This is a genomic window from Streptomyces bluensis (genome assembly GCF_014650715.1).
Classification (GTDB): domain Bacteria; phylum Actinomycetota; class Actinomycetes; order Streptomycetales; family Streptomycetaceae; genus Streptomyces; species Streptomyces bluensis.
In genome coordinates this window covers 191,317-216,215 of the sequence record NZ_BMVM01000009.1, presented here as the reverse complement: position 1 = coordinate 216,215, position 24,899 = coordinate 191,317, and the positions used below count along the sequence as shown (strand labels likewise).

Sequence of the window (24,899 nt, the reverse complement as noted above, 5' to 3'; positions counted from 1 at the left end):
GATGGGGGGCGTACGTCATTTGGACCGTCAACATGCGACACCGGATGACCGTTGAGAAACTGACGGCCGTGCGGAAGCGCAGAAATGTCCAGCCGGCGGGTGGATGGGATGGAAGGGAATCGCATGGGAACCCCGGTATTCGAGGAATTCGATCCCCCGAGTGACTGCGAATGCCCCGGGTGTGTGCACCGGCGGCTGGTCATGCCGTGTTCACGGGTGCAGGGGAATGTCGGCCATCCGGCGGCCCGCCGTGGCCTCGTCCTGGCGGCCACGGCCGCCACGGCGGGCACGGCGCTCGGCGTGGGGCCCGCCGTGCCCGCGGTCGCGGCCGTCCACGGGCCCGCCGTGCCGGGCGTTCCCGCAGATGACGGCCCTGACACCGACGGGCCCGACACGCCCGACACGCCCCAGGGGCGCGAGGCTCCGCTGCACGGCCCGGCGGGGCAGGCGCCACCCGGTGGCCCTCCCCCGGACACCACCAGGCTTCCCTCGATCACCCGGACGGAGATCATCAACCGGGCCAAGAGGTGGGTCGCCGCGCAGGTCCCGTACAGCATGACGTCGTACTGGTCGGACGGTTACCGGCAGGACTGCTCGGGCTTTGTCTCGATGGCCTGGAACCTGGGACAGAACGAATGGACGGGCAGCCTCGACAAGTTCGCCGTGCGGATTTCGAAGGATGAACTACAGCCCGGTGACATGCTCCTGTTCCACAATCCGGCCGACCCGCAGAACGGCTCGCACGTGGTCATTTTCGGCGGCTGGACGGACTCCACGCACGCCTATTACGTCGCGTACGAGTCGACCCGCCCGCACGCCCGGAGGCAGGTCACGCCGTACGCCTACTGGAAGAATTCGAGCCGCTATGTGCCGTACCGCTACAAGGGAGTGGTGGCGGGGAACGCGGGGCCGGTGTCGGAGGAGACCGGGGCGGCCGACGAGTACCCGGGAGCGGTGTACTTCGGGCCGGGCGCGAACAACGCGTACGTCACCCGATTGGGGCGCATGCTCGTGGAACGGGGCGCGTCGCGCTTCTACACCACCGGTCCGGGGCCGCTGTGGACGGAGGCGGACCGCCGGGCCACACGGGCGTTCCAGGAGGCCCAGGGCTGGAGCGGGTCGGCCGCGGACGGGCTGCCCGGGCCGACGACGTGGGCCTACCTGGTCGAGGGGCTGGGGCGGGACGTTGCGCAGGCGCAGAGCGCGGGGGCGGCGGGCCAGACGGCCTCGCACAGGGTGCCCGGCTATCCGGGGCGCGGGACGTTCCGGCCCGGGGCGAACAACCCGCACGTCACCGAACTGGGGCGGCAGCTGGTGAGGAAAGGATTCGGCAAGTACTACGCGGTGGGTCCGGGGCCGCGCTGGACCGAGGCGGACCGGCGGAACGTGGAGGCATTCCAGCGGGCCCAGGGGTGGCGCGGCGGGGCGGCGGACGGGTATCCGGGGCCGGAGACCTGGCGGCGCCTGCACTCCTGACGGTCCTTCCGCGGTTCGTCCGCCGTACGCCGGTGGTTCTTCCCGCGGTTCTTCCCGCGGTTCTTCCTGCGGTTCTTCCTGCGCGGAGGCATGGAGGCGCATATGAGTACGACCATTTCGCAGACACCCGAGCCGGAGCGGGCCACTCGTCCGGCCCGGCTCATCCAGAACGAGGCGACCACCGAGATCCCCGTACACCTGCTGTTCCGGGACGACATCGATTCGGTGGCCGTGCCGCTGGCGCCCACCGTCGTGGGGCGGCGGCGGGGGACCGGTGAGCAGCCGCGGGTGCGGCAGGGGCTGCCGGGCACGGTGCGGCCGCGGCCCGCGCCCGAAGTCGACCCGGATCTGGTCGAGCGGCCCGCGCGGGTGCTGCCCGGAGCGGCCGGGGTGCTGGCCGGGACGTGTGGGGTGGCCGGATGTGTGCTCACCTCGTGGTGGGCCGGGGTGCTGCCGAAGGCCGCGCTGGCCGCGTCGGGGCTGCCCGAGTCCCCGGGGGCCGGGCTCGGGCCGGCGCTGTGGGCCGCGTACGCCGGGGCCGGCACGCTCGGACTGTTCGGGTTCGGCGGGCTCGCGCGGGGCCGGACCGGACGGGCCTGGGTGCTCGGGCTGTTCGGGCGGTACCGCGGGACCGTCCGGCGTACGGGGCTCATGTGGGTCAACCCGCTGCTGCTGCGCCGCCGGGTCGACGTACGGCTGCGGCACTGGCGCAGCGAGCCGATGCCGGCCGTCGACGCCAACGGGGTGGCGCTCCGCGTCGTCGTGCTCGTCGCCTGGCGGGTCAAGGACACCGCGCGGGCGACGCTCGGGATCGAGGACCACGAGCAGTATCTGCGCGAGTGCGTGGAGGCCGGACTGTCCCGGGTGCTCTCGCGGCTCCCGGCCGACGTGCCGCCCGCCGCCCTCGTCAAGGACGCGACCCTGCGCAACACCGAGGCGGTGAGCGAGTCGCTGACCCAGCTCGTGGCGGCGGACGCGGCGCCGGTGGGGCTGGAGGTGTTCTCCGCCCAGCCGACCCGGATCGAGTACGCGCCCGAGGTGGCCGCCGTCATGCAGCGCCGCCGGATCGCCGCGCTGGATGCCCAGCACCGTGACACGGTGCTCGCCTCGGTCGTCGACTCGGTCGAGGACACCGTGACCCGGCTGACCATGCGCGGTCTGGTCGAACTGGACGACTACGAGCGCAAGGCGCTGGTGAAGGACCTCACGGTGGCGTTCTGTACAGGCCGGGGGGAAGTGTCTCCCTGACCCACCTGAATTGGTATGGACATGTTCAACTGCCGGTCATAACCTGAACTTGGTCTAGACCTGAAATACGCACGGCTCACGGAACTCCCCACGTTCTCCAGGAGCACAGCATGCGTCAGAAGACCAAGTGGTACGCGGCCGCGGTCGGCCTCGCCACGACGGGAGCCCTCGTGCTCTCCAGCGGCGGCGCCTCCGGGCACGGCTACACCGATCTGCCCGTCAGCCGGCAGAAGCTCTGTCAGAACGGCACGGTCACGGGCTGCGGCGACATCCAGTACGAGCCGCAGAGCGTCGAGGGGCCGAAGGGCTTCCCGGCCTCCGGGCCGGCCGACGGCCAGCTCTGCTCGGGCGGGGTCGGCCGGTTCGGCCAGCTCAACTCGCCCACCAAGCCGGGCGGCGGCGCCTGGCCCACGACCAGAGTGACGGGCGGCCAGGACTACACGTTCCGCTGGCAGTTCACCGCCATGCACGCCACGACCGACTTCAAGTACTACGTCACCAAGCAGGGCTGGAACCAGAACCAGGCACTGTCCCGTGCGGACCTCAACCTCACCCCGTTCTTCACGGTCCCGTACAACGGCCAGCGCCCGCCGTCCACGCTCTCCCACACCGGGAGGCTGCCGTCCGGCCTGAGCGGCCATCACGTCATCCTCGCCGTGTGGACCATCGCGGACACGGGCAACGCGTTCTACGCCTGCTCCGACGTCACGTTCTGATCCGGCGCGGACAGGTCGTGTGCGCCGGGACCACCGGTTCCCCTTGCGGTTCCGGCCCCGGCGCACGCGGCCTCTCCCCATCTGACATGGTGTCAGCTACCGTGCGCCCTCATGGAGTCCACGAGGCGTACCGTCGCGGAGCTCGTCGCCGCCCGCTGGGGCGACCACCGGCCGGGACTGTGGTTCGAGGACCGGGTGCTGAGCCAGCACGAGGTGGCCGCCGCGGCCGCGGCGCGGGCGGCACTGCTGGGTGATCTGCTGCCACCGGGAGCCGAGCCGCACGTGGGCGTGCTGCTCGACAACACCCCCGAGTACCCGCTGTGGATCGCCGCGGCCGCCCTGTCCGGTGCCGCCGTCGCCGGGATCAACCCCACCCGCCGGGGCCCGGAGCTGGCCCGCGACATCCTGCACACCGACTGCCGGGTCCTCGTCACCGAACGGACCCACCTCCCGCTGCTCGACGGCCTCGACCTGCCGGGACTACGGCTGCTGGTGACCGACACGGAGGCGTACGAGGACCTCCTCGCGCCGTACGCCGACGCCGAGCCGGACCCGTCCCGGGCCGCGCCCGACGACCGTCTCCTCCTCTACTTCACCTCCGGCTCGACCGGTGCGCCCAAGGCCGCGATCTGCTCCCAGGGGCGGCTCGCGGCGGCCGGGCGGTCGCTGGTCGGCCAGTTCGGGGTGCGGCCGGACGACGTGCACTACGTCTGCATGCCGATGTTCCACGGCAACGCGGTGATCGCCGACTGGGCGCCCGCGCTCACGGCCGGCGCCGGGGTCGCGCTGCGGCGGCGGTTCTCGGCGTCGCGGTTCCTGGACGACGTACGGGCGTACGGGGCGACGTACTTCACCTATGTCGGGCGTGCCGTGCAGTACATCCTGGCCACCGAGCCGCGCCCCGACGACAGGGACCACGCGCTGCGGCTCGGCTTCGGGACGGAGGCGGGCGCGGTGGACGCGGCGGCCTTCGAGGAGCGCTTCGGGGTGCGGCTCGTGGAGGGCTACGGCTCCTCCGAGGGCGGGGCCGCCATCCAGCGGACGCCCGGCACTCCCGCGGGCGCGATCGGGCGGGCGGCTCCCGGGGACGACCTGGCGGTGGTGGACCCGGTGACGCGGGCGGAGTGCCCGCGTGCCGAGTTCACCGCAGACGGCCGGCTGCTCAACGGGGAGGAGGCGATAGGCGAGCTGGTGAACCGTGGCCCCAACCCCTTCGAGGGCTACTGGAGGAACCCCGAGGCGGACGCGGCACGGCAGCGGGACGGCTGGTACTGGACCGGTGACCTCTTCTACCGGGACACCGACGGCTTCCTGTACTTCGCCGGCCGCACGGACGACCGCCTCCGCGTCGACAGTGAGAACCTCGCCGCCGCGATGATCGAGAACATCCTCGCCCGGTACGAGGGTGCCGACGCGGTCGCCGTGTACGCGGTGCCCGATCCGGTGGCCGGCGACCAGGTGATGGCGACGCTGGCCGGCACCTTCGACGCGCCCGCCTTCGGTGCGTTCCTGCTGGCCCAGCCCGACCTGGGGACCAAGATGGCGCCGCGGTTCGTCCGGGTCGTGGACCGGATGCCGGTCACGGCCACGAACAAGATCCACCGGGTACGGCTGCGGCGCGAGGGCTTCCGGTGCCCGGACCCGGTGTGGTGGCGGCCGCCGGGGGAGTCCGCGTACCGGAGGCTGGACGCGCGGGACGTGGCGGGGCTGGTGGCGGAGTACCGGGCGCGGGGGAGGGACGGGCTGTTGACCGGGTAACGGCGAGGGCCACTGAGGCTTGGGGGGTGTGGGTGGCGGAGCCCCCACAGGCGCGGCGAAGCCGCGCAGTAACGACGATGGCGGGGCATGTTCGCGCTTTCTGCGAACATGCCCCGCCATCGTCATCGTGCGCCGCCAGGGACTCGAACCCCGGACCCGCTGATTAAGAGTCAGCTGCTCTAACCAACTGAGCTAGCGGCGCAGACTCCGTCGCTTTCCGCGCTTGCGGCTGGCGACACATGAAATATTACCTGGCCCGGAGGGGTGCTTCTGACCGCCCGAACGTGACCTGGGTCTCCACGCTCCCCCCCCCCGCCAGGCTAGATCGCCAGAGACAGCAGCACGGGCGCCGCGCCCCGGTTCAGGGTGTCAGCCGCCTGCTTCAGCCGGTGCGCGTGCTCGACCGGCAGAGACAGCGCGAGGCAGCCGACGGAGGAGCCCGCCGTGATGGGGACGGCCGCGCAGACCGTGCCCACCGCGTACTCCTGGAGGTCGAGTACCGGCACCGTGGGTGTCTGGGCGTCCAGCGTGCTCAGCAGCACCTTCTCGCTGGTGATCGTGCGTGAGGTGAGGCGGGCGGGCCGGTGCCGGGAGAGGTGGTCCCGGCGGGCGTTCAGGTCGAGCTGCCCCAGCAGGCTCTTGCCGATCGCGCTGGCGTGCCCGGAGCAGCGGAAGTCCACCCACTCGTGGACCGCCGGGATCGTCGCGCTCTCGGCGCAGCCCTGGACGTTGATCTCGCCGTCGACGTACCTGCTGATGTAGACGGCGGCGCCCAGCGAGTCGCGCAGCCGGTCGAGGGTGTGCTGGAGCTTGTCGCGCAGGGCCAGGTCACGGTCGCGGGCGGAGCCGAGGCGGCTCAGGGCCTCCCCGGTCACATACGCGCCGTCGGTGATCTGCTCGATGTACCCCTCACGTCGGAGCATCCGCAGGAGGGAGGTCAGCCGCTCCCTGCAGAGGCCGGTCTGGCGTGCGAGTTCGACGTCGGTGACGCCGGCGGAGCGTCGTGCCACGGTCTCCAGGACGCGCAGGGCGTCCTGTGCCGAGTGGTACGGCGCGGTCGGCTCGTGCTTGAGCGCCACGGTTCCCCCTGCGCTTCTCGGGCCGGTTTTTGGACAGCCAAGCGATGCTTGCCGTTGTCCACGATACGGCCCAAGAAGCATGCGGGGAGGGGTTGTTCGCGAGAAAGTTGACGCACCACCGGGGCCCCCAGCAGCGACGCCAGTACTCTGGCATATGCCAAAGTCATGACCCAGGCAGCGTGACCTGCGGTGTTGAACCGTTCACTAGTCGTAATCAGAGGACCGCGCCGAGGAACTCCCGCGTTCGTTCGTGCTCGGGATCACCGAAGATCTTCTCGGGCGGCCCGGTCTCGATCACATGGCCAGAATCGAACATGAGAACCTGGTCCGAGATGTCCCGGGCGAAGTTCATCTCATGGGTCACGCACAGCATCGTGATGTCGGTGGTGCGGGCGATGTCCCGGAGGACGTCGAGCACGCCCGCGACCAGTTCGGGGTCGAGTGCCGAGGTCACCTCGTCGAGCAGCAGTACCTGCGGCCGCATCGCCAGCGCCCGGGCGATCGCCACCCGCTGCTGCTGCCCGCCGGACAACTGCGTCGGATAGGCGTCGCACCTGTCCGCGAGCCCCACCAGGTCCAGCAGTTCGCGGGCCCGCTGCTCGGCCTCGTCCTTGGACATGCCGAGCACGGTGACCGGGGCCTCGGTGATGTTGCGCAGCACCTTCATGTTCGGGAAGAGGTTGAACTGCTGGAAGACCATCCCGATCTTCTTGCGGACCTCGCGGACCTGCTTCTCGCTCGCCGGGAAGAGCTGGTCCCCGGCGACGGTGATCGTGCCCTCGTCGGGCTTCACCAGCGTCATCAGCAGCCGCAGGATCGTGGTCTTGCCCGAGCCCGACGGCCCGATCAGCGTGACGTGCTTGCCCGCGTCCACGGAGAAGTCGAGCCCGTCGAGGACCGTGTTGCTCCCGAACCTCTTGGTCACGTGGTCGAAGCGGATCAGCTCGCTGCCGTCGACAGGCGGGTTGGCATGGGAAGCGGGTTCTTTCATCAGGGCTCCAAAGAAAGGGGAATGGACCGGGCTCGGGGGCGACGCCGCCGCTCCGGAACGGTGTCAGCGGACAAGGCGTCGCTCCAGTGCTCGCAGCAGGACGGACGCCAGGTAGGAGATGAGGATGAAGGCCACGCCGATGACCGTGAGCGGCTCGGTGAACTGGAAGTTCTGCTGCGCGAACAGCCGTGCCTCGCCCAGCATGTCCAGCACCGTGATCGCCATCAGCATCGGTGTGTCCTTCAGCATCGCGATCACGTAGTTGCCGAGCGCGGGGACCACGCGGCGGACCGCCTGCGGCAGGATCACCGCCGTCCAGGTGCGCCGCGGCGGCAGGTTCAGTGCCGTGGCCGCCTCCCACTGGCCGACGGGCACGGCCTCGATGCCGGCCCGGTAGACCTGCATCGTGTACGTCGAGTAGTGCAGGCCGATCGCGACGACGCCGGTGGTCAGCGCGGAGAACGTGATGTTCCACTCGGGCAGCACGTAGAAGAGGAAGAACAGCTGCACCAGCAGCGGGGTGTTCCGGATGAACTCGGTGACCGCCCCGACCGGCCAGCGGACGAACCGGCTCGGCGCGCGCATCAGCAGCGCCCACACCAGGCCGAGTACGAAGGAGATGACCGATCCCAGGGCCAGGGCCTGAAGGGTGACCAGCAGTCCGTCCCAGAAGTGCGGCATGAAGTCGGCGACAGCGCCCCAGTCCCACTGCATCACGCACCACCTCCGACCTTGACCGCGTCCGCGCCCTCAGGTGCGCGTCTCGGGGGCGTCCCCGTCTTCCGCGGTGCTTTTCCGACGCCCGCCTTCAGCTGCCGCTCCAGCCCGCGCATCACCCGCGTCAGCAGGAACGCGATCACGAAGTAGATCAGCAGGATGTACGTGTAGATCTCCGCGCTCTCCTGGAGGGCCAGCCGCACCAGGTTGCCGCTGAACGCCAGGTCGCCCATGCCCATGACCGACACCAGGGCGGTGCCCTTGAGCAGTTCGACCAGCAGGTTCGAGAACGGCGGGATCATCTCCGGCACCGCCTGCGGCAGCAGGATCAGCCGCATCCGCTGCCACGGCGTGAAGCTCAGCGCGATCCCGCCCTCACGCTGCGCCGGATCCACCGCGCCCAGCGCACCGCGCACGATCTCCGCGCCGTACGCCCCGTACGTCAGTCCGAGCGCCAGCGTGCCCGCCCACATCGGCACCAGCTGCCAGCCGAACGCGGGCGGCAGCACGAAGAACACCCAGAAGATCATGATCAGCGCGGAGGTGCCGCGGAACACCTCGGTGTAGAAGCCCGCGAGGAAGCGGACGATCCACAACCGGTGGGTGCGGGCCACACCGACCACGAAGGAGACGGCCGTGGCCACCAGTGCGCTGAGGACGAGCAACTGGACGGTGACCCAGATGCCCTGCAGTACCAGTTCCCAGAGTCCCGAAGTCATCCGCGACAGAGCTCCTTCGCGGTCATGTCGGTCATCTCGTCCCGGGTGAAGCCGAAGGGCGCCAGGATGCGGAACAGTTCACCGCTCTCCTTCAGCTTCCGCAGTTCCGCGTTGAAGGCGTCACGCAGCTTCGTCTCGGTCGGCCGGAACGCGAACCCCCCGCCGTCCACATGCGGCTTCCCGTCGACGAGCGGTGCGAAGGGCTCGGTGGCCTCGGTCTTCGCGGACTTCTTCACGACTTCACGGACGGTGAGCGCCGTACCCGCGAACACGTCGACCCGCCCGGCCTCCACGGCGTTCAGCCCCGCGACCTGGTCGGGCACGATCAGGATGTCGCTCTCCTTGTAGCCCGCCTCGACGGCGTAGCCGATCTCGGCGTAGCCCGTCCCGGTGGCGAACTTCGCCTTCTTCTCGACGATGTCCGCGTAGTCGTGCAGCCCTTTGGGGTTCCCCTTCCGCACGATGAAGGCGTCCTTCATCTGGTAGTCCGGATCGGAGAAGATCACCTGCTGGCAGCGTTCGGGATTGATGTACATCCCGGCCGACACGACGTCGAACTGCTGTGAGTTGAGCCCGGGTATGAGTGATCCGAACTCGGTCGGCACGGGCTGGACGCGATCGACGCCGAGCCGCTTGAAGATGACCTTGGCCAGCTCGGGCGCCTCCCCCGTCAGCTTGCCGTTCGTATCGATGTAGCCGAAGGGGATCTCGCCGGCGATCCCGAGCCGGGCGACTCCCTGCGCCCTGAGCCGGTCGAGCAGGTCACCGCCCTCCACGCCCGCCGCCGCGGTGGGGACCCGGCTGCATCCGGCGGCACCCAGCGCACCGAACGCCGCGACGCCGGCGAGCAGCGACCTCCGGCTCGTCCCGCTTGCCCCTGTCCTTTTTGTCGCTGTCCCTCTCGTTGCTGTCGCGCTTGTCCCTGTCTCGTCGTGTTCCTCTGCGTCTTTCCGAAGTGGTGGAGCCATGGCCGCGCGGCTACCCGAGACCAAGCGATTCATGCAGATCGCTTTCGGCCCCGTCCGCGGGCGCGGCCCCCTTGACGGTGACGGGCCCAGGGCATGCCATGGAGGGCATGACCGACCGCTACATCGAAGTCTCGCTGGTCGAACGGCAGGTCCACTGCACGGCGAAACTCCTCGACGACCGCGCGCCGATCACCTGCGCGGCGGTCTGGGACGCTCTGCCACTGGCCGGGGACGTCTATCACGCCAAATACGCCCGAAACGAGATCTACGCCCTCTTCCCGGCATTCGCGGCAGCGGAGCCACCGCTGGAGAACCCGACGGTGACCCCGATCCCCGGAGACCTGTGCTACTTCGCCTTCTCGGGCACGGAACTGGGCACCCAGGCCTACGGCTACGACCGCGACGTCCGCCCCGGCACGACGGTCGTGGACCTCGCCCTGTTCTACGAGCGCAACAACCTGCTCCTCAACGGCGATGTGGGCTGGGTGCCCGGGATCGTGTGGGGGCAGGTGGTGGAGGGCCTGGACGCCATGGCGGAGGCGTGCAACGACCTGTGGAGGGCGGGGGCACTGGGCGAGAACCTACGGTTCCGCCGCCTGGAGTAGCCACCCGCCCCCCCGGCGGCAGGAGGTGCGGCCGAGGCCGGGCACCCCCAGCCCGTCCGGCGTTCGAGGACGAGGCCGTTCAGGCCGACATGCGGGGGTCCGGGGGCGCAGCCCCCAGGGACGGGACGGGCAGGGGCGGCGGGGGCGAGAGCACCCGCCCACCACTACGCCGCAGGGGCCGCCACCCCCGCCACCCCCGCCTCGTACAACGCATGAGCCACCCGCAACACAAGATCGTCCCGATGCCGGGCCGCCACCACCTGCAAGCCCACCGGCAGCCCGTCCCCGTCCACCCCCACCGGCACACTCGCCGCCGGCTGCTGCGTCATGTTGAAGGGGTACGTGAACGGGGTCCACCCCGTCCAGCGCCGATGCCCCGACCCCTTGGGAACCTCGGCCCCCGCCTCGAACGCGGTGATCGGCAGCGTCGGCGTCACCAGCACGTCGTACGACTCGTGGAAGCCGCCCATCCGCCGCCCGAGTTCCATCCGCACATCCACCGCGGCCAGATAGTCCAGCGCACTGAAGCGCTCCCCGAGCGCGCAGATCTCCCGCAGCCCCGGATCCAGCACCTCCCGCTGGTGCGGCCCGAAGTGCTGGACGACCCGGGCCGCCCCGCTGAACCACAGCACATGGAACGCGGCCAGGGGCTCCGTCAGGTCGGGGTCCGTCTCCGAGACGTACGCCCCCAGCCCGGCCAGCTGCTCCACGGCCCGCCGCACCGCCGCCGCGACCCCGGGCCGTACGGGTACCTGCCCGCCGAGCGAGGGCGAGTACGCGACCCGCAACCCGTGCACCCCGCCCCGCAGGGCGTCCGTGAACGAGCCGGTCACCGGTCCGAGCGCGGACCAGTCCCGCGCGTCCGGGCCGCTGATCACGTCCAGCGCCAGCGCGGCGTCGGCGGCGTCCCGGGTCAGCGGACCCACGTGCGCCAGGGTGCCGAAGGCGCTCGCGGGATAGAGCGGCACCCGCCCGTACGTCGGCTTCAGCCCGAAGGTTCCGCAGAAGGAGGCCGGAATGCGTACGCTGCCGCCGCCGTCCGTGCCGAGCGCCAGCGGCCCGGCCCCGAGCGCCACGGCGGCCGCCGCGCCCCCGCTCGAACCACCCGCCGTGCGCGACACGTCGTACGGGTTCCGCGTCACCCCGGACAGCGGTGAGTCCGTGACGCCCTTCCAGCCGAACTCCGGGGTCGTCGTCTTGCCGAGGAACACCGCGCCGTGCTCGCGCAGCCGGGCCACGGACGGCGCGTCCTCGTCCCACCTTCCGTCCGGGGAGATCGCCCTGGAGCCCTTCAGGGTCGGTGCGCCACGCTGCAACAGGATGTCCTTCACCGTCACCGGCACCCCGTCGAGCAGCCCGGCGGGCTCCCCGCGCCGCCAGCGCTCCTCGGACTCCCGCGCCCGGGCGAGCGCGCCGTCCGGGTCCAGGCGTACGAAGGCGTTCACGGCCGGCTGGATGAGACGCGCCCGTTCCAGGGCCGCCCGGGTCGCTTCCACGGGGCTGAATTCGCCCTTGCGGTAGCCGTCGACGAGTTGTACCGCGGTCAGTTCGGTGAGTCCGGTCATCCGCCCGCCCTCCAGAGAACTCGGCAGCTCAGTGTCCAGGTACGTACCCACGCTTCTTGTCGACCACGTTCGGCAGCGGCTTTCCCGCCTCCCACAGCTCGTACAACTCGACGAACTGCGTTCCCAGCTCGTCCCGCCAGCCCACCGTGTCCCCGCTCATGTGGGGGGAGACGACCAGGCCCGGCACGTCCCACAGCGGGTCGTCCGGCGGCAGCGGCTCGCGCTCGAAGACGTCCAGCGCCGCACCGGCGATCCACTGCCGCGACAGCGCCTCCACCAGCGCGTCCTCCACCACGAGCGGCCCACGTCCGACATTGATGAACCGCGCCGACGGCTGCATGATCCCGAACCGGTGGGCGTCGAACATGCCGTACGTGGTCCGCGTCAGCGGGGCGGCCGCGACCACCCAGTCGGCGCGGGCCAGCAGCCGGTCCAGATCCTCGGGGCCGTGGATACCGGGGCGCTCGGTGCGCCCGACCAGGGCGGCGCTGATCCCGAGAGCTTTGAGCGTGCCGGCGATGGCCTGGCCGATGGGCCCCGACCCGACGACGACGGCTCGCGTCCCCGCCACCCGCTGTGTCTCCCGGTGCCGCCACTCGTGGGCGCGCTGGAGCGTGGCGGTGCGCGGCAGGTCCTTCGCCCAGGCCAGCACGAGCGCGGCCACGTACTCGGCGATCGGCTGGTCGAAGACGCCGCGCGCGTTGGTCACCACCGTGTCCGAGGCGGCGAGTTCCGGGCACATGAGGTGGTCCACGCCCGCGCTCGCCGTGTGCACCCAGCGCGGCCTCGGACCCTCGCCCGGCCAGGCCTCGCGCACGGCGCGCGAGGTGAAGTCCCAGACGAGCAGGACATCGGCGCGCGGCAGGTGCTCGGCCAGCGAGGGCGCGTCCGTGTGCAGGATCCGGGTCCGCCCGGTGAGCCGCCCGAGGCGGGGCGGCGGATCGGCATCCAGGACAAGAAGGATTTTCTCGGACATCTTTGGGAAACCGTTTCGCAACGTGCGTCAGCTTCTCTGAGGAGGGTTCGTTCGAGGGTTCGTTCTCTGAAGCTCTGAAGAAGGTGCGCCGACTGTCTTCCGGGTGCTTTCCTGGTACTTCCCGGGCGCTTTCCTGGCGTTTCCGGTGGGGCTCGTAGGTGGTGAACCGGACATCGGGCTGTCTGAGATGCGCGGATTGACCACGCTCGCACCCGAACCTACCTTCGTCAACATGGTTGCGGACGCAGACCGTTGCCCCAGCCTCCCCCTTCGTGAAGGCGGTGCCTGCCATGGACGTCTCTTTTCTCGGCGGTCCGCGCTCCCAGCGCGGTGTCGGTGTCGTGGCCCCCTTCGATTTCGCGCTCGACCGCGAGCTGTGGCGATGGATGCCCGACGAGATCTCACTCCATCTCACACGGACCCCGTACGTGCCGGTGGAGGTCAGTCTCGACCTGGCGCGGCTGGTCAGCGAGCACGAGACACTCGGTGACGCGGTCCGAACGCTCAACGCGATCGCGCCCGAGGTCGTCGCGTACGCCTGCACCTCCGGCAGTTTCGTCGGCGGTGTCGCGGGGGAGCGGGCCATGTGCGAGGCGATGACCAGGGCGGGAGCCGTGCCCTCGGTCACCACCTCGGGTGCCCTTCTGGACGCCCTGAACGAGCTGGGCGTACGCCGGCTCGCACTCGTCACGCCCTACACCGTCTCGGTGACCCTGGCGCTGGAGGGGTACCTGGCCGAGGCGGGCATCACGGTCACCGGCCGCGCGTTCATGGGCCTCACCCGGCACATCTGGAAGGTCCCGTACCGGGATGTGGTCAACATGGCCCGCAGGGCGGTCCGCGCCCCGGCGGACGCCCTCTTCATCAGCTGCACGAACCTCCCGACCTACGACGTCATCCCGCAACTGGAAGCGGAACTGCGCATGCCGGTGATCTCGGCCAACCAGGTGACGATGTGGGCGGCGCTGCGCCATCTGGGTACCCGAGCCGTGGGCCCCTACCAGGCGCTGCTGGACGAGTCGGCGCGCCGGAGCCCCGTACTGCCGGAAGAAGAGCAGCAGGAAGGCTGGACATGACCGCACTCGGTTTCCTCTACCCGGGCCACTCCGCCGAGGACGACTACCCGCGCATCGAACAGCTCCTCGCCAGCGACATCCGCCTCCCCCTGGTCCACACGGACATCGGCGAGGACGCGCACCGTGAGGACGCGCTACGGGAGATGGGCTCGCCGGAACGCCTCGCGGCCGGCGTGGAGGAACTGCGTCTGTCCGGCGCCGAGGCCGTCGTCTGGGCGTGCACGTCCGGAAGCTTCGTATACGGCTGGGACGGCGCCCAGGAGCAGGTCCGCACCCTGGCGCGTACCGCCGGCATGCCCGCGTCCTCGACCTCCTTCGCCTTCGCGCACGCGGTACGGGAGCTCGGGGCCCGGCGGGTGGCGGTCGCGGCGACGTACCCCCAGGACGTGGCGGAGCTCTTCGCGGCCTTCCTGAAGGACGCGGGAGTGGAGGTCGTCTCGATCTGCTCCTCCGGCATCATCACGGCGGCGGAGGTCGGTACGTGGGGCGTGGACGAGGTCTTGGCGCTGGCCCGCGCGGGCGACCACCCGGAGGCGGAGCTGGTCCTGCTCCCGGACACCGCCCTCCACACGGCGTCCCACCTCCAGGCCCTGGAGTCCGCCCTGTCCAAGCCGGTCCTCACCGCCAACCAGGTCACCGTCTGGGAGGCCCTGCGCCTGGCCGACCGCCGGGTGAACGTCCCCCAGCTCGGCACGCTGTTCACGAAGGAGCCGATCGTGCAGGTGTGAGCCCCGTGCCGCCCGACAGGCGGGCGCCGCCCGCGCACGGCCCCGGGAACAAAACGACCCCGGGAATAAGCGGAGTGAGCCTCCTGTTGACCGGCGCGGGCACCGCACCACGCACGGCACAACCACAGGAGGCACCCACCGTGACGGCAGACGAGATCCGAGGCATGGCACAGGGCACCGCCCCCGTCCCCCTCTCCGTCCTGGACCTGGTCACCGTCGGAGCAGGCCGCACCGCCACCGACGCCCTCCGGGCCAGCGTCGAACTGTCCCGCCTCGCGGAGTCCCGTGGCTACCACCGTTACTGGGTCGCCGAGCACCACTCCATGCCGGGCGTGGCATCGAGCTCCCCCGCCGTGATCCTCGCCCACCTCGCCGCCCACACCAGCCGCATCCGCCTCGGCTCGGGCGGCGTGATGCTCCCCAACCACGCCCCCCTGGTCATAGCGGAGCAGTTCGGCACCCTGGAGGCGATGGCGCCGGGCCGTATCGACCTGGGCCTCGGGCGCGCCCCGGGCACGGACGGCGCCACAGCCGCAGCCCTCCGCCGCACGGACCGTCTGCGCGAAGGCGCCGACGACTTCCCCGAGCAGCTCGCGGAGCTCACCCGCTTCCTGGACGACGACTTCCCCGACGGCCACCCCTACAGCCGTATCCACGCCGTCCCGGGCCCCGTCCAGAGCACGTCCCCCGGCGGCGTACAGTCCCCGCACCGCCCGCCCGTCTGGCTCCTTGGTTCCTCCGGCTTCAGCGCCCGCCTCGCCGCCGCCCTCGGCCTGCCCTTCGCCTTCGCGCACCACTTCTCCGCGCAGAACACGATCCCGGCCCTCGACCTGTACCGCGAGTCCTTCCGGCCCTCCGCCGTCCTGGACGAGCCGTACGCCCTCATCGGCGTCTCCGCCCTCGCCGCCGAGGACGAGAGGGATGCCCGCCGTCAGGTCATGGCCGCCGCGCTGAACATGGTTCGCCTGCGCACGGGCCGACCGGGCCTGGTGCCCACCCCGGAGGAGGCGGAGGCGTACGAGTTCAGCCCGATGGAGCGGGAGTTCATCGCGAGCTGGAACTCCAACGTCATCCACGGCACGGTGGAGGAGGTCCGCGCCGGCCTCGACGACCTCCACAAGCGCACGGGCGCCGACGAGTTGATGATCACCTCCCACGCCCACAGCCCGGACCTGCGCCTGCGCTCGTACGAACTGATCGCGGACGCCTACGGGTTGCCGACGGCGTGAGCCGAGCAGCCCAGGCCTGGGACCGGGTCATTCAGCGCCCGAAGTCGGTCAGGCCTGAGGACAGGTCACCGTCGTCAGCAGCGCGGCGATACGATCCGCCGGCACCGGCCGCGAGTACAGCCACCCCTGACCGGTGTCACAGCCGATGCGCCGCAGCCGTGACGCCTGCGAGGACGTCTCCACGCACTCGGCGGTGACCGTGAGCCCGAGCCGGTGGGCGAGCTGGACGAGCGCCTCGACGATGACCTCGTCGGCGGGGGTCGGTTCGACTTCGGCGCCCTCGCCGTTCCGGTTCCCGTTCCCGTTCCCGTCCCCGTTCCCGTTCTCGTACTCGCCGTTCTCGTACTGGAAGCCGCGTACGAACGCCCCGTCCAGCTTCAGCACGGAGACCGGCAGCCGGCTGAGGTAGGCGAGGTTCGAGTACCCGGTGCCGAAGTCGTCGATGGCGATGCGTACGCCCATGTCGCTCAGCGCCTGGAGGGCCTGGAGCGGGCGGCCGGCGGAGCCCATGACCGCCGACTCGGTGAGTTCGAGCTGGAGCAGGTGCGGAGGCAGGCCCGTCTCCGCGAGGATCTCCGCCACGTCCGCGACCAGGTCGGAGTCCCAGACCTGGCGCACGGCCACGTTCACGCTGATGAAGAGCGGTGCCCGGTCGGGGTGGTCGAGCTGCCAGCGCCGCGCCTGCCGGCACGCGGTGGCGAGGACCCACCGGCCGAGCTGCACGATGGAACCGTCCTCCTCGGCCAGGGAGATGAACCGATTCGGCTGTAGCGTGCCGAACTGCGGGTGGTTCCAGCGCACCAGCGCCTCGACACCGCGCACCTCGCCGCACTCCATGTCCACCAACGGCTGGTACTCCAGGACGAACTCACCGCGGTCGACGGCCGGCCGGAGCGTGGAGGACAGGGCCTGACGGGTCATCCGGTTCGCGTTGCGCTCGGGGTCGAAGAGCGTCCAGCGGGACTTGCCGTCGGCCTTCGCCCAGTACAGCGTCGTGTCGGCGGCCTGCATCAGAGCCGTCGCGGTCGTGCCCGCCACGCGCCGCTCCACCACACCGATCGACGCCGAGACGGACAGCCGCCGGCCGGCGATGTCGAACGGCGCCTGCACGGCCTTCAGTACGGAGTCCGCGAGCTCGGAGAGCTGGTCGGTGCCGGTGGAGTCCTCGACGAGCAGCGCGAACTCGTCACCGCCGAGCCGGGCCACCAGCGGCTCGCTCGTCCGGGCGCACCCCGCCTCCTCGGCGCATCGCGTGAGCCTCTTGGCGACGGCCGCGAGGAGCCGGTCGCCTGCCCGGTGCCCGAGCGTGTCGTTGATCGCCTTGAAGCCGTCCAGATCCAGGTAGCAGAGCCCGATCCGGCCGGTCCCGCTCTCCTCGTACGCCTCCGCCTCCAGCGCCGCCGACAGCCGCTCGAAGAAGAGCGTCCGGTTGGGCAGCCGGGTCACCGGGTCGTGCATCTGCAAGTCCCGCAGCCGCGCCTGGAGTTCACGGCGGTCGGTGATGTCGGCGATGGACAGCAGGACGACGGGCTGCGCCTGAAGGGCGGCGGTGGAGGCGGCGGAGGTACGGAAGTTGGCCGGTTTGGATACGGTCCCGTCGGCCTCGACCGGGCGGTGCGCCGGTCTCGCCGGGTCCGGCAGCCGTTGTGCGGAGTGGCCGAAGTCGCTCTGGTGGTGCGCCGGTTCGCCGGAATCCGTGAGCGCGCCCCCCGCAGCGGTGCCCGTCGGCTCACCCGGTACGGCCGCCTCCCTGGGCAGCGGCGACACCGTCACCTGCACCCAGAGGGAGCGTCCGTCGGGGTGCCTGATGCGGCGTGTGCAGTACAGCCGGGCCTGGCGGCCGCGCAGCATCTCGCGGTACGCATGCCCGGTGCGGGCGTCCGAGGCGAGGTCCACCAGATCGGCGGCAACCCGCCCGACCAGCCGTTCCGTCCCGCCCCCGAGCAGCGCGCCCATCGCGTCGTTGGCGGTGACCACCAGCCCCTTGCGGTTCACCACGGCCATGGCGAGCGGCGCCGCGCCGAAGGCGGCACGGAACGCATGGGGCGTCGGTGACGCCAGTGTCGTGCTGAAGGGCGTGGGGGTACGAGGTGCTGTGCAGGTGTCACGCTCTGTGACGATCGGCTGGACCAGATCCACCGCGGGCGCCTGCCCTTCGGATGTTCCGCTCACCGTTCGCTCCCGCAGTGCGCTCGTCGTACGTACAGATCTCGTGTCTCGCGTCGGGGCGGCAGACCGGGTGCGGGTCGCCGCTCAAGCCGTGTCCGTGCAGGAAAGTGTGCCGATCATAGAGGCTGCCCTCAGGCCCGTGCAGCCACACTTCAGTGTCCCGGAACACCCCTCGGTTCTGACAGATCGTTTCTGCCCGTCCCTGGACGGCTTCGTTCCGTGGGTCGACCGATTGTGACGTTCCGTGAGCTCCCGGGGTGTCGGCGCTCGGAATCCCCCTCACCCGTCCGGACCGCGCAAACAAGGCAAATCGCTACGAACTATCACAATCTGGGTGCGATGTCACCGAAGCTCGCCTCCGGAGGTTCATGTGTCGCGCCCGCTCCCCACGAAAGGACTCATCCACGGGCTCCTCGGGGCGCGCGCACGCGCTGGAATCCGACGCACGGTGAAGGCGCTCGTCCTGGGGGTGGGCACCCCCGGCAGGTCACCGAGTCTGCGGAGCACCGCCGCCGTGTTCATGGCGCTGACCGCCCTCGCCGCGACCTCACTGATCGCCGCGCCCTCGGTGGCCGTGCCCCTGTCGGAGGCCTGCGCGCTGAAGCGGACCGGCGCCCACCACTCGGAGGGCGTCGACACCTGGAACGCCTCCTACCCGCGCCCCACCCGCTCCCTCGACGCCCTGATGGTCTTCCTGTCCTTCCCGGACTCGACCCCGCTGACCACACCGGCCGAACTGACCGCCGACCACTTCCCTGCCACCAGCCGCTTCTTCGAACGCGCCTCGTACGGCAAGTTCACGCTGCGCCCGCACCCGCGGAACGACTGGATCCAGATGCCGCAGCCGTCCACGGCCTACGCCATAGAGCGCGACTGGGACGCCGAGCACCGGACCGCCTACCTGCGCGACGCCATGCGCGCGGCCGACGACCGGATCGACTTCTCGGCCTACGACATCGTGTACTTCGTCGCCGACCCGGACGCCCCGGGCGTCGACTCGGACGCGACGAAGGTCGTCAACCTCGACACGCCGCTGGAGGCCGACGGCACGCTGATCCGCCGTGTCGTCACCGTCTTCGAGAACCATCCCCCGGACCGCCTCGTCCTCGCCCACGAGACCGGCCACGTCTTCGACCTGCCCGACCTCTACCACCGCCCCACCGACGGCAAGGGCGACTGGGACACCTACGTCGGCGACTGGGACCTCATGGGCAGCCAGTTCGGCCTCGCCCCGGACCTCTTCGGCTGGCACAAGTGGAAACTCGGCTGGCTGGAATCGCACCAGGTGGCGTGCGTACGAGGGTCGGGTGTGACACGCCTGACGCTGGAGCCGCTGTCGGCGGGGCCGGCGCCGGACGGGGCCACGACGGCCGGGGCGGCGGGGGCAGCCGGGCCGGAGGCCGGTGCGGACGGCGGGCAGGCACTGGGGACGAGGGCGTTCGGGGTCGGCGACCAGGTCATCGAGGCCGAGGACCCGGTCCCCTTCGGTACCGGGCGCGGTACGAAGCTGGCGGTCGTACGGACCGGACGGGACAGCGCGCTCGCCTTCGAGGCGCGGGGTCCGCTGGGCAACGACGGCTCCGTCTGCCACCAGGGCATCCTCGTCTACCGCATCCGCAGCGGCACCGAGTCCGGCGGCGGCCCCGTCGAGGTCGTCGACGCCCACCCCCGCACCGAGTCCTGCGGAGACGAGTCGGTCTACCCGCCGCTCGCGGACGCCCCGGTCGCCGTGGGGGAGAGCTTCACGGTGCCGGGCGAGAACGTACGGGTCCAGGTCGACGGCCACACCCCCTCGGGCGCCTGGACGGTACGGATCACGATCCTGGACTAGAGCCCTCGGGGCAGCTCGTACCTCACGGTCACTCCGCACCCCACGGTTCCCCCGTCTCCGGGGGGATGGGGGTGTGGGTGGCGAAGCCCCCACAACGCGCGGCAAAGCCGCGCAAAAACAACGATGGCGAGGAGGTTCGCGCTTTCCGCGAACATGCCTCGCCATCGACATCGTGCGCCGCCAGGGACTCGAACCCCGGACCCGCTGATTAAGAGTCAGCTGCTCTAACCAACTGAGCTAGCGGCGCCTGCTGACGTGCTAGACCTTAGCACCCTGGTCGGCGGGAGGAAAAATCGATATCCGCACGGCCGCGGAGACCGCGGAACGGGCCGCCCGGACGGCCGCCCACAGCAGCACCTCGGGCCCGGGAAGCCACGGGGTGCGGGTGTCGGGCGCGACGAGCCAGCGGCTCGCGAGCCGGTCGGCGGTGGTGGTGCTCTCGGGCGCGGGGCGCAGGGCCGGGACGGTCACCGCGTCACCGGTGCCGTGACACAACAGCGGCGGTACGGCACCGGTCCTGCCGGGCGAGCTCCACTCCTCCCACGCCATGAGCGAGGGCAGGCGCTGGGCGGTGCCGGGGGCCGCGAAGAGGAGAGTGCGTCCACGGTACGTCGCCACGGGGCCCGAACCCGGGCCCTCCTCCCACAGCCGGTCCAGCATCCGCCGCCCGAAGAGTGCGGGCACGCTGACGATGTCGAAGACCTTGCCGCAGGGCAGGACGACCGGTGCGGCGGGCCGTTCCTCCCACAGCGTGAGCGTGCCGCGCGGATACGTTCCTGCGGAGGCAAGCCAGGCCGCCCCTTCGGAGGTGACGTCCGAGGCGGTGCCGCCCGGAACGTCGACGTGGTGGTGGGGATACGCGCTCACCGAACGATTCTGCGGATGCGGGTGCTCGCTCATGCCGTCCAGATGTACCGGCGGTGAGTGCCCGATTCCGGGCGGTTGCCGGAAAACGGGACGGGAGGTGCGCGAGTGGGGTATCTTCCCGCCCGGCATATGCCAGCGTGGTAGCCGCAGGCCGTGGTGCGGTCGCGAACACCGGGTCGCGAACACCGGGTCGTGGACACCGGGTCGCGGATAGCGGGCCGCGGACACCGTGAGGCGACGACGCCGGCTCACACTCTCCCGCTCACAGCGCCTCGGGGCCCTGCCCGTCCAGCCCCCGCATCAGGTCCCGGCCGAAGTCGACCATCTTCTTCGCGTAGTCCTCGGTCCACTCGGCCCGTTCGGCGATGTCCGCCGGTGTCAGCCGGTCGAAGCGGCGCGGGTCGGCGAGCTGGGCCGCTGCGATGGCCTGGAACTCCACGGCCCGGTCCGCCGCCGCGCGGAACGCGTGCGCCAGGTCCGTCGCACGGGCCAGCAGCGCCCGCGGGTCGTCGATCGACTCCAGATCGAAGAAGTGCTCCGGGTCGGTGGCCGCTTCCGTGGGCTCGAAGAGCAGGGGCGCGGGGCGTAGCCGCGGTTCGTTCCGACGCGGCGTGGGCTCCGCCATGTCTTCTCCTCCTCGTACACGTCCGAGTACACGTCCGGTGGCCCCCCTGTGAGGACGGGCCACCGTCCATTGTCTCCCGCCCGCGCAAGAGGGGCCGGGCAGCTCCCGTCCGCGCCTGGCGAATCGACGGTCAGGCGGCGACCCAGTACGCGCGCGTGTTGGTGAACTCGCGGATGCCTTCGGCGGCCAGCTCACGGCCGTAGCCGCTGCGCTTGGTCCCCCCGAAGGGCAGGCGTGGGTCGGAAGCGACGATCGCGTTGACGAATGCGGCCCCACTGGTGATACGGCGGGCGACAGCGACGCCCCGGGACGCGTCGGCGGTCCACACGCTCAGGCCCAGCCCGTAGGCGGTGGCGTTGGCGAGTCGTACGGCGTCCTCGGTGTCGCGGGCGACGGCGATGGCGGCCAGCGGGCCGAAGGTCTCCTCGTCGAAGGCGGCCATGCCCGGCCCGGTGCCGGCGAGCACGGTCGGCTGGTGGAAGTAGCCCTCGCCCGGCAGCGGCTTGCCCCCGGTGAGCAGGCGGGCTCCGGCGGCCACCGACTCCTCGACCTGCCGCTGTATCGCCGCGCGCAGGTCGTCCCGGGCCAGGGGACCGACCTGGGTGTCCGGGTCGCGCGGGTCACCGAGGCGGAGGCTTTCGACGCCGGCCACGAACGCGGCGGTGAACGCGTCGGCCACGGGCGCGGCGACGATGAACCGTTTCGCGCACACACAGCTCTGCCCGGAATTCGTGAACCGGGCCTTGACCGCGGCCGCCGCGGCTCGTTCGACGTCGGCGTCGTCGAGGACCACGAACGCGTCCGAACCGCCCAGTTCCAGAACGGACTTCTTCGCGGCGCGTCCGGCCGCCGCCCCGACGGCCGCACCGGCGCGGTTGCTGCCGGTGAGGGTGACGGCGGCGACGCGTTCGTCCTCGATGAGCCGCGCGGTCACACCGGGAACGTCCACATCCGCGACCACCAGGGCGCTGACCAGGCCGTCGGGGAATCCCGCCTCCACGAAGAGGTCCTGGAGGGCGAGGGCGCTGCCGGTGACGTTGGAGGCGTGTTTGAGCAGGATGCCGTTGCCCGCCACCAGCGCGGGAACGGCGAAGCGCATGACCTGCCAGACGGGGAAGTTCCATGGCATGACCGCCAGCAGCAGCCCGGCCGGCTCGTACGCCACCCAGGCTTCGGCGCCGTCGACGGCCACGCGCTGGTCGGCCAGGAGGTCCGGGCCCTGCCGGGCGTAGTAGTCGGCGGTCAGCGCGGACTTCTCCACCTCTCCCGCCGCTTCGGTGACGGGCTTGCCCATCTCGGCCACGGCCAGCTCGGCGAGCTGCCCGGCGTGCTCGCGCAGCGTGTCCGCGAGGCGCGCCGCCCGCCCGGCCCGCTCGGTGACCGGCACCCGTGCCCAGGCGAGGGAGGCGGCGTGTGCCCGCCCCACGGCGGTCTCGATCCGCGCGGCGTCCCAGGCCTCGTAGACGGCTATCGGCCGGCCGGTGGCGGGGCTGACGGTCTCGATCGTGGGGTTGGTGTTGGTGTTGGTGTTGGTCTTGGTGTTGGCGCTCGTGCTCATGCGGTGGGCGCCCCTCCCTTGTCGTGCTCCGAGAGGTGCTCGAAGGTCTCGCCGGTGGCGGTGATCGTGCGGGTGACGTCCCGGCCGCCGTAGACCCAGTAGATCCGCATGACGCCCTCACCCCGGTTGAAGAACCGGTGCGGGATGCCCGCGGGCACCCAGGTCGCCTGGCCGACCTCCAGATCGAAGAACTCACCGTCGATCTCCGCGGTCGCCTCGCCTTCGAGGATCAGCACCGACTCCTCGACGTTGTGGCTGTGCAGGGGCAGGCCGGTACCGGGCTCGAAGACGGTCTGGCCGGTGGTGATGACGGCTGTCGCCGAGTTCCACCGGCCCACGTAGGGGATGGTGGCGACGCCTCCGCCGCGGTCGAAGCGTTCGACCTCGTCGGGGTGGATCAGCAGGTTCGGCTCAGCGGGCTTGGTGCACATCGGGCGGCTCCGTTGGTGTCAGGAGTGGTGAGGTCAGGACTGGTCAGGAGCGGTGGAACAGACGGCGGGAGAGCGTGTTGACCTGGCTGCCCGGGACGACGTACTTCGCCGCCGCCTCGCGCCAGACCTTGAAGTGGGGCGCGGCGCGGTGGGCCTCGACGGCGGCCTCGTCGTCGTAGACCTCGTGAAAGACGAAGTGGTGGTCGTCGGACAGGTCACAGAGGACGTCGAAGTAACGGCAGCCGGGCTCGTCGCCGAAGGAACGCGCGGCGTTCTCCTCGATGGCCTTCAGGAAGTCGTCACGGCAGCCGGGAACGACCTGGAGAGACACGGTCAGCGCGATCATGCGGGGAACTCCTCGGGCGCGGGTGCGGATGCGGATGCGGGGGCAGGGGCAGAGGCGGGGGCGGGGGTGGACGCGGGCTGAGGCAGGGAGGCGGGCAGAGGTACGGCCGTGGCGTCGGCGACGCGCGCCAGGGCCGACCAGGTGTCGTCGACGACCGTGACGCCCTCGGTGCGCAGCCGCTCGGCCGTACGGATCTCCGGTTCTCCGGGGACGAGGATCTCGGCCGTGCCGGGGGCGGCAGGGGTGGACTTGGTCTCCTCGATCAGGGCCTCCATCCGCGCCTCGAACTCGGCCGGGTGGGCCATCGACCGGATGTCGACGCAGATCAGCAGGTGCCCCACGCCGCTGCGACCGGTGGGGTGGTACGGGCCGACGACGGACGAGCCGAAGGAACTGCCCGTCAGCACGCCCGCCAGGACGTCGAACATGAAGGAGATGGCGTAGCCCTTGTGGCCGGCCATGGGCAGGATCAGGCCCTCGATCGCGCGGCGCGGGTCGGTGGTCGGCACACCGTCGGTGTCGGCCGCCCAGCCCTCGGGGATCGGCTCGCCGCGCTCCCGGGCATGGTAGATCTTGCCGCGCGCGACGGCGGTGTTGGCGATGTCCATCACGACCGTGCCGTGGCGGCCGCCCGGCGCGGCGATCGACCACGGGTTGGTGCCGATCCGCTTCTCCCGGCCGCCCCAGGGGGCCATCGCGGGGCTGGCGTTGGTGGCCAGCAGCGCCACACAGCCCTGCTCGGCGGCCTTGCGGGTGAAGTAGGCGGCCGTGCCGAAGTGACCGGAGTTGCGCACCGCGACCGCGCTGATGCCGTGCTGCCGGGCGCGCTCCACACCCCAGGTCACCGCACGGTCGGTGAGGACCTGGCCCAGGCCGTCCCGCCCGTCCACGACCAGCACGGCACCGTTGTCGGTCACGACCTCGGGGGCGGTGACGGCCGTGGTCGCTCCGCTCTCGATACGGCTGAGGTACCAGGGCAGTCGCAGCATTCCGTGGGACGGGTGCCCCCACAGCTCCGCGGTCACCAGCGTGTCCGCGAGCAGACGGGAGTCAGCGGGCGGGACGCCATGGGCTTCGGTGGCGGCCGCGGCGAAACCCAGCAGGTCGGCGGCGCCGACGGTGTGCGGCATAAGACAGCCCTCGCATCGAGCGGAGTGGGATGTAGCTTGTATCCAGTTCTGTATACAGCATGGGATCCAAAGAAAAACAGCCCGCGGCTGA

General features: G+C 71.2%; 23 protein-coding genes and 2 tRNA genes. 9 read left to right on the top strand and 16 right to left on the bottom strand.

Going from position 1 to position 24,899, the window contains the following annotated elements; all coding sequences use genetic code 11:
- The first annotated feature begins 123 nt into the window (after nt 1-123).
- The 4 genes from IE262_RS22900 (at nt 124) to IE262_RS22885 (ending at nt 5,198) form a co-directional block, all read left to right on the top strand.
- On the top strand, nt 124-1,476 hold the full coding sequence (locus tag IE262_RS22900) for a peptidoglycan-binding protein (protein ID WP_189876098.1): 1,353 nt from the start codon (nt 124-126) through the stop codon (nt 1,474-1,476).
- Nucleotides 1,477-1,578: 102 nt separating this feature from the next.
- The gene (locus tag IE262_RS22895) at nt 1,579-2,724 is read left to right on the top strand and encodes an SPFH domain-containing protein (RefSeq protein WP_134035633.1); all 1,146 of its coding nucleotides are present in this window, start codon (nt 1,579-1,581) and stop codon (nt 2,722-2,724) included.
- 110 nt (nt 2,725-2,834) lie between these two features.
- Nucleotides 2,835-3,440 (top strand): lytic polysaccharide monooxygenase auxiliary activity family 9 protein, encoded by a 606-nt coding sequence (locus IE262_RS22890; protein WP_134035636.1) that lies wholly within the window; start codon nt 2,835-2,837, stop codon nt 3,438-3,440.
- A gap of 111 nt (nt 3,441-3,551) precedes the next feature.
- Complete coding sequence (locus tag IE262_RS22885; RefSeq protein ID WP_189876096.1) at nt 3,552-5,198, top strand: long-chain-fatty-acid--CoA ligase; 1,647 nt, start codon at nt 3,552-3,554, stop codon at nt 5,196-5,198.
- A 128-nt stretch (nt 5,199-5,326) separates the two neighbouring features.
- On the opposite strand, the gene IE262_RS22880 is transcribed toward IE262_RS22885, so the two are convergent.
- The 6 genes from IE262_RS22880 to ehuB all read right to left on the bottom strand — a co-directional run bounded on the left by IE262_RS22880 (nt 5,327) and on the right by ehuB (nt 9,672).
- Nucleotides 5,327-5,400: transfer RNA gene (locus IE262_RS22880), tRNA-Lys, on the bottom strand.
- 118 nt (nt 5,401-5,518) lie between these two features.
- A complete protein-coding gene (locus IE262_RS22875) occupies nt 5,519-6,277 on the bottom strand; it encodes an IclR family transcriptional regulator (RefSeq protein WP_134035642.1) in 759 nt (252 codons plus the stop codon).
- Nucleotides 6,278-6,491: 214 nt separating this feature from the next.
- Nucleotides 6,492-7,268, bottom strand: coding sequence for an ectoine/hydroxyectoine ABC transporter ATP-binding protein EhuA (ehuA, locus tag IE262_RS22870; protein WP_134035645.1), 777 nt, complete (start codon nt 7,266-7,268; stop codon nt 6,492-6,494).
- Nucleotides 7,269-7,331: 63 nt separating this feature from the next.
- The gene (gene ehuD, locus IE262_RS22865; RefSeq protein ID WP_134035648.1) at nt 7,332-7,982 is read right to left on the bottom strand and encodes an ectoine/hydroxyectoine ABC transporter permease subunit EhuD; all 651 of its coding nucleotides are present in this window, start codon (nt 7,980-7,982) and stop codon (nt 7,332-7,334) included.
- Nucleotides 7,982-8,704, bottom strand: coding sequence for an ectoine/hydroxyectoine ABC transporter permease subunit EhuC (ehuC, locus tag IE262_RS22860; RefSeq protein WP_229877400.1), 723 nt, complete (start codon nt 8,702-8,704; stop codon nt 7,982-7,984). The genes ehuD and ehuC overlap by 1 nt, the downstream gene beginning before the upstream one ends.
- Nucleotides 8,701-9,672 (bottom strand): ectoine/hydroxyectoine ABC transporter substrate-binding protein EhuB, encoded by a 972-nt coding sequence (gene ehuB, locus IE262_RS22855; RefSeq protein WP_134035651.1) that lies wholly within the window; start codon nt 9,670-9,672, stop codon nt 8,701-8,703. The genes ehuC and ehuB overlap by 4 nt, the downstream gene beginning before the upstream one ends.
- Before the next feature lie 107 nt (nt 9,673-9,779).
- Between ehuB and IE262_RS22850 the strand changes: the two genes are divergently transcribed.
- Nucleotides 9,780-10,277 carry a DUF3830 family protein gene (locus tag IE262_RS22850; protein WP_166681627.1) on the top strand — a complete coding sequence of 166 codons (498 nt, stop codon included), beginning with the start codon at nt 9,780-9,782 and terminating at the stop codon, nt 10,275-10,277.
- A gap of 164 nt (nt 10,278-10,441) precedes the next feature.
- On the opposite strand, the gene IE262_RS22845 is transcribed toward IE262_RS22850, so the two are convergent.
- On the bottom strand, nt 10,442-11,842 hold the full coding sequence (locus IE262_RS22845) for an amidase (RefSeq protein WP_189876094.1): 1,401 nt from the start codon (nt 11,840-11,842) through the stop codon (nt 10,442-10,444).
- A gap of 28 nt (nt 11,843-11,870) precedes the next feature.
- Nucleotides 11,871-12,818, bottom strand: a complete 948-nt coding sequence (locus IE262_RS22840) for a D-2-hydroxyacid dehydrogenase (RefSeq protein ID WP_134035660.1) — start codon at nt 12,816-12,818, stop codon at nt 11,871-11,873.
- A 290-nt stretch (nt 12,819-13,108) separates the two neighbouring features.
- Between IE262_RS22840 and IE262_RS22835 the strand changes: the two genes are divergently transcribed.
- The 3 genes from IE262_RS22835 to IE262_RS22825 all read left to right on the top strand — a co-directional run bounded on the left by IE262_RS22835 (nt 13,109) and on the right by IE262_RS22825 (nt 15,851).
- Complete coding sequence (locus IE262_RS22835) at nt 13,109-13,894, top strand: maleate cis-trans isomerase family protein (RefSeq protein WP_134035662.1); 786 nt, start codon at nt 13,109-13,111, stop codon at nt 13,892-13,894.
- Nucleotides 13,891-14,622, top strand: coding sequence for a maleate cis-trans isomerase family protein (locus tag IE262_RS22830; RefSeq protein WP_134035665.1), 732 nt, complete (start codon nt 13,891-13,893; stop codon nt 14,620-14,622). The genes IE262_RS22835 and IE262_RS22830 overlap by 4 nt, the downstream gene beginning before the upstream one ends.
- A 164-nt stretch (nt 14,623-14,786) precedes the next feature.
- Nucleotides 14,787-15,851: an LLM class flavin-dependent oxidoreductase gene (locus IE262_RS22825; RefSeq protein WP_134035975.1), complete on the top strand. Its 1,065-nt coding sequence runs from the start codon at nt 14,787-14,789 to the stop codon at nt 15,849-15,851.
- Between the two features lie 48 nt (nt 15,852-15,899).
- On the opposite strand, the gene IE262_RS22820 is transcribed toward IE262_RS22825, so the two are convergent.
- Nucleotides 15,900-17,912 (bottom strand): putative bifunctional diguanylate cyclase/phosphodiesterase, encoded by a 2,013-nt coding sequence (locus IE262_RS22820; protein ID WP_373305110.1) that lies wholly within the window; start codon nt 17,910-17,912, stop codon nt 15,900-15,902.
- 478 nt (nt 17,913-18,390) lie between these two features.
- Here IE262_RS22820 and IE262_RS22810 point away from each other — a divergent pair, with 478 nt between their 5' ends.
- Entirely contained in the window at nt 18,391-19,851 is a 1,461-nt protein-coding gene (locus IE262_RS22810) for a M6 family metalloprotease domain-containing protein (RefSeq protein ID WP_373305104.1), read from the top strand.
- A 173-nt stretch (nt 19,852-20,024) separates the two neighbouring features.
- On the opposite strand, the gene IE262_RS22805 is transcribed toward IE262_RS22810, so the two are convergent.
- The 7 genes from IE262_RS22805 to IE262_RS22775 form a co-directional block, all read right to left on the bottom strand.
- Nucleotides 20,025-20,098, bottom strand: a tRNA-Lys gene (locus tag IE262_RS22805).
- An 11-nt stretch (nt 20,099-20,109) separates the two neighbouring features.
- Nucleotides 20,110-20,751 (bottom strand): bifunctional DNA primase/polymerase, encoded by a 642-nt coding sequence (locus IE262_RS22800; RefSeq protein WP_134035668.1) that lies wholly within the window; start codon nt 20,749-20,751, stop codon nt 20,110-20,112.
- Nucleotides 20,752-20,980: 229 nt separating this feature from the next.
- The gene (locus tag IE262_RS22795) at nt 20,981-21,343 is read right to left on the bottom strand and encodes a DUF8844 domain-containing protein (RefSeq protein WP_134035671.1); all 363 of its coding nucleotides are present in this window, start codon (nt 21,341-21,343) and stop codon (nt 20,981-20,983) included.
- 130 nt (nt 21,344-21,473) lie between these two features.
- The gene (locus IE262_RS22790; protein WP_189876092.1) at nt 21,474-22,901 is read right to left on the bottom strand and encodes an aldehyde dehydrogenase family protein; all 1,428 of its coding nucleotides are present in this window, start codon (nt 22,899-22,901) and stop codon (nt 21,474-21,476) included.
- Nucleotides 22,898-23,332, bottom strand: a complete 435-nt coding sequence (locus IE262_RS22785) for a cupin domain-containing protein (protein ID WP_189876090.1) — start codon at nt 23,330-23,332, stop codon at nt 22,898-22,900. Before IE262_RS22785 ends, IE262_RS22790 begins: the two co-directional genes overlap by 4 nt.
- A gap of 43 nt (nt 23,333-23,375) precedes the next feature.
- Nucleotides 23,376-23,678 (bottom strand): putative quinol monooxygenase, encoded by a 303-nt coding sequence (locus tag IE262_RS22780; RefSeq protein WP_189876088.1) that lies wholly within the window; start codon nt 23,676-23,678, stop codon nt 23,376-23,378.
- Entirely contained in the window at nt 23,675-24,808 is a 1,134-nt protein-coding gene (locus IE262_RS22775; protein WP_189876086.1) for an Ldh family oxidoreductase, read from the bottom strand. Before IE262_RS22775 ends, IE262_RS22780 begins: the two co-directional genes overlap by 4 nt.
- Nucleotides 24,809-24,899: the final 91 nt, after the last annotated feature.

What these genes read in the sequence shown, in the direction of transcription:
- IE262_RS22900 (WP_189876098.1), top strand. Translation starts at nt 124, where the DNA reads ATGGGAACCCCGGTATTCGAGGAATTCGATCCCCCGAGTGACTGCGAA.
- IE262_RS22895 (WP_134035633.1), top strand. Translation starts at nt 1,579, where the DNA reads ATGAGTACGACCATTTCGCAGACACCCGAGCCGGAGCGGGCCACTCGT.
- IE262_RS22890 (WP_134035636.1), top strand. Translation starts at nt 2,835, where the DNA reads ATGCGTCAGAAGACCAAGTGGTACGCGGCCGCGGTCGGCCTCGCCACG.
- IE262_RS22885 (WP_189876096.1), top strand. Translation starts at nt 3,552, where the DNA reads ATGGAGTCCACGAGGCGTACCGTCGCGGAGCTCGTCGCCGCCCGCTGG.
- ehuA (WP_134035645.1), bottom strand. Translation starts at nt 7,268, where the DNA reads ATGAAAGAACCCGCTTCCCATGCCAACCCGCCTGTCGACGGCAGCGAG.
- ehuD (WP_134035648.1), bottom strand. Translation starts at nt 7,982, where the DNA reads ATGCAGTGGGACTGGGGCGCTGTCGCCGACTTCATGCCGCACTTCTGG.
- ehuC (WP_229877400.1), bottom strand. Translation starts at nt 8,704, where the DNA reads ATGACTTCGGGACTCTGGGAACTGGTACTGCAGGGCATCTGGGTCACC.
- ehuB (WP_134035651.1), bottom strand. Translation starts at nt 9,672, where the DNA reads ATGGCTCCACCACTTCGGAAAGACGCAGAGGAACACGACGAGACAGGG.
- IE262_RS22850 (WP_166681627.1), top strand. Translation starts at nt 9,780, where the DNA reads ATGACCGACCGCTACATCGAAGTCTCGCTGGTCGAACGGCAGGTCCAC.
- IE262_RS22845 (WP_189876094.1), bottom strand. Translation starts at nt 11,842, where the DNA reads ATGACCGGACTCACCGAACTGACCGCGGTACAACTCGTCGACGGCTAC.
- IE262_RS22840 (WP_134035660.1), bottom strand. Translation starts at nt 12,818, where the DNA reads ATGTCCGAGAAAATCCTTCTTGTCCTGGATGCCGATCCGCCGCCCCGC.
- IE262_RS22835 (WP_134035662.1), top strand. Translation starts at nt 13,109, where the DNA reads ATGGACGTCTCTTTTCTCGGCGGTCCGCGCTCCCAGCGCGGTGTCGGT.
- IE262_RS22830 (WP_134035665.1), top strand. Translation starts at nt 13,891, where the DNA reads ATGACCGCACTCGGTTTCCTCTACCCGGGCCACTCCGCCGAGGACGAC.
- IE262_RS22825 (WP_134035975.1), top strand. Translation starts at nt 14,787, where the DNA reads ATGGCACAGGGCACCGCCCCCGTCCCCCTCTCCGTCCTGGACCTGGTC.
- IE262_RS22800 (WP_134035668.1), bottom strand. Translation starts at nt 20,751, where the DNA reads ATGAGCGAGCACCCGCATCCGCAGAATCGTTCGGTGAGCGCGTATCCC.
- IE262_RS22795 (WP_134035671.1), bottom strand. Translation starts at nt 21,343, where the DNA reads ATGGCGGAGCCCACGCCGCGTCGGAACGAACCGCGGCTACGCCCCGCG.
- IE262_RS22790 (WP_189876092.1), bottom strand. Translation starts at nt 22,901, where the DNA reads ATGAGCACGAGCGCCAACACCAAGACCAACACCAACACCAACACCAAC.
- IE262_RS22785 (WP_189876090.1), bottom strand. Translation starts at nt 23,332, where the DNA reads ATGTGCACCAAGCCCGCTGAGCCGAACCTGCTGATCCACCCCGACGAG.
- IE262_RS22780 (WP_189876088.1), bottom strand. Translation starts at nt 23,678, where the DNA reads ATGATCGCGCTGACCGTGTCTCTCCAGGTCGTTCCCGGCTGCCGTGAC.
- IE262_RS22775 (WP_189876086.1), bottom strand. Translation starts at nt 24,808, where the DNA reads ATGCCGCACACCGTCGGCGCCGCCGACCTGCTGGGTTTCGCCGCGGCC.